The following is a 2864-nucleotide window of genomic DNA, read 5'->3' as shown; positions in this document are numbered from 1 at the left end:
CTAGTGTCCCAACGTTTAATCAAACAATTTCAGTTGGTTATGATACGCTGGGTCTGGAGACAAATCCAGCCCTTTCGTAAGTAGCTGATTTAACGGTATTTTTTCAAACAGGGTCAAGCTCAAAACCTGCAGAATTGTGTGGAAACTATGCTCAAGCCCAAGACGCTTTTTTATGATGGCTATGAGCATATAAACCGAAACCGCTATCCATATCTGGGACTTCACGGCATTCTCAGAGGTTCCGTAGAAACTCTTGATTCTCAGGTGCTGCTTGATCCACTTGAAGAATAGCTCAACGTGCCAGCGATTCCTGTACAGTTCGCAAATGGTCATGGCAGGAAGCGAGAAGTTATTCGTGATGAAGATCAGTTTCTTATTACGTTCCTTATCCCGATACTTAACTGCACGCAGATGTTCGGGGAAATCTTTGATGCTCTTTGGGCCTGAGAGTTTAATTGTCCAGTCGTAGATAAGTCCTGTGGAACGATCCACCTTGTGGGATTTAATCCGTCGGTACCGGGTGTTCTTTTTGGCTCGCAGAACAAAAAAGCATCTGGATTGGTGGAGACGATACAGGCGGGTGAAGTCGAGGTAAGCTCTGTCCATAATATAAAAGGCTCCGGGTTCGAGGATAATCCTGTCCAGAATATTGACATCGTGGAGTTTGCCATCGGAAATGTGAATGAAGGCAGGGATATAGCTTTGCAGATCAAGGAGGGTGTGGAGTTTTACGGCTGATTTGGTTCTTCGGAAATTGGCCCAGGGAAACAAGTTGAGACAGAGGTCTATGGTCGAAGAGTCCAGTGCATAGATCGTATCGGGGATATCAAGCCCGTTGTCATCGTCACGATAGAGCAAGCGGGCTTTGCGGATAAGGTGCTGTGCGAAATCCGCATAGATTTGCCAGTTGCGAACTTTGTTTGCATTGGCAAGGGTGTTACGTGATACGGAACCTTTGATTCCTATATGGTAGAGTCGTGCTTGTTGGGCCCGGAGGCATGATTCTACATCACGAAGGCTTTCTCTGCAGGTAAGCTGGGCAAAGGCCATGCAGCGATACTGCTCCGCGCAGAAGAATGATTTGACTTTATGATTGCCGTTGTAACGTTTTACGTATCTGTGGAAGGTGTCCCACGGAAGATGATCCATGAGCTGAGAGAAAACCAGTTTCCCCGTGTACACGATATCTGCCTCCTGTTATGCTGATAGATACAGGTATCATGGGAAAACAGATTTTGAACTTCAAGTCGGACGCATCTATTAATGGCTGTTTTGTCGCTATAATCAAGTGGTTACAATACACTCAGCTCAAAACGTTGGGACAGCAGTGTAAACAACTATATATCCCAATCGAAATTTAATCAAATCTGGTGTAAGGGAGCATGATCAGGCGACGGCCCGATTGTCTGATTTCACTACAATTTTTCTGTAGGGCAAAGCTGAGGCTGTTAAACGGATTGAGCGAAAAAAAATATGCCGGTATCACCTTGACCGGCATTATTGGAGAAAACTAAAGTTCGGTCCCCACCGCGTCAATGTATTCAGGGATTATGGCACGTCAGATGGGCAGTTCGTGCTTCTGCTCGGCGATATGAAATTCAAGCTTGCTGTTCGGCTTCATTGATGGAAACGCGGTGATCCCAAGTTTATAGTCTTCGGGGTGTACGCGAAGAGTAAAGTAATGCGATATGATCAGCAGGTTGACAGCCATATGAAGTGTCATCCATCGGGCGCCGAGACACGTGTGCGGGCCCAGTCCGTATGGGGCGTATCCGGGGTTTCTATGCTCATTGCGGGGCGGCAGGTAGCGGTCGATATCAAATGAAAAGGGATCCGGAAAGCAATCTTCCATATAGTGCGGGGCGGTTTGTGCAATGTTTATTCTGGTCCCCCGCGGTATTTCGTAGCCCTCGATCGTGAACGTATTCACGACGTCACGCATAGACATTGGAACAATCGGGTACACACGAAGGCATTCATTGATGAAGCGATCGGTAATTTCCATATTGGCGGGAGTCAAGTCTTCGCCGGTTGGATCACCATCTGAAAACAGTACGTCGGCCTCACTTCGAATTTTTTCGTAAAGCTCGGGGTGTGACGCCATGGCATAAAGGGCGAAGTTAAAGCCGTCACCTAAGTACATGCTGGCAAGCACCACTGCCGACAGAGCGAAACTCAGATTCGACTCGGGCATCAATAGCGGGTAGTTCGCATTGAGGCTTAGCAGATCATCCACAAAGTTTCTCGGACAACCGGCCCGTTGGGCTGCTGTATGGACACTTTGCACCCGCTCCATCAAAGTGTCTATTGCCTTGGCCCTGCGTTTCATTCCCGGTGTTTTCAACATGAATTTTGGCAGAATGTTTAAGAGATGGGTGCTGAGCGCCCGCTCCTTGTAGGCAATTATATCATCCATGATATCCTGCGTATCAATGTTCATCATTAAAGGTGACGTCTGAGCGTTAATCATTTTTCGGCACAGATCCCTTGCAGGATAGCTTTCGCCCACTTTCCAGTTTGCCATGTATTCGCGAGCCTTGCTGTAGACCATATCCAGCTGCTCTTCCAGTCTCCCGCGGGAGTAGGCTGGAGTCATGGTTTTCCGATACCGGAAATGGTCTGCGCCATCCAGGGCAGGTAGTATGCCTACCGCCCCGTACACTTTCTCAAATTCGACAAAGAGGCTCTTGGATGTCAGGTACTTCCGTCCGTGTCGACGCGCCCAGCGGTTTGTTTCTGGTCCGGAAAGAAAAATATTCGGCTTTGAAAAAGGAGGAGCGATCTCAAAAACCGGGCCGTACCGCTTTGTCAAATCTGCAAAAAGTGCTGGAAGGTTTCCAATACGAGTGTGTGGATTGAGCAGT

Annotated in this window: 2 protein-coding genes; both read right to left on the bottom strand. The window is 47.9% G+C overall.

All coding sequences use genetic code 11. The features are described from left to right. Positions 1–15 precede the first annotated feature (15 nt). Entirely contained in the window at positions 16–1182 is a 1167-nt protein-coding gene (locus OXG87_17645; protein ID MCY3871377.1) for an IS4 family transposase, read from the bottom strand. A gap of 376 nt (positions 1183–1558) precedes the next feature. Next, the coding region (locus tag OXG87_17640) for a cytochrome P450 (protein MCY3871376.1) at positions 1559–2864 on the bottom strand (1306 nt) is incomplete at its 5' end.

The organism is Gemmatimonadota bacterium (genome assembly GCA_026706845.1).
Taxonomy (GTDB): Bacteria; Latescibacterota; UBA2968; order UBA2968; family UBA2968; genus VXRD01.
Note: the sequence above shows the minus strand (reverse complement) of the source record. Positions and strands in the feature narration are given on the sequence as shown.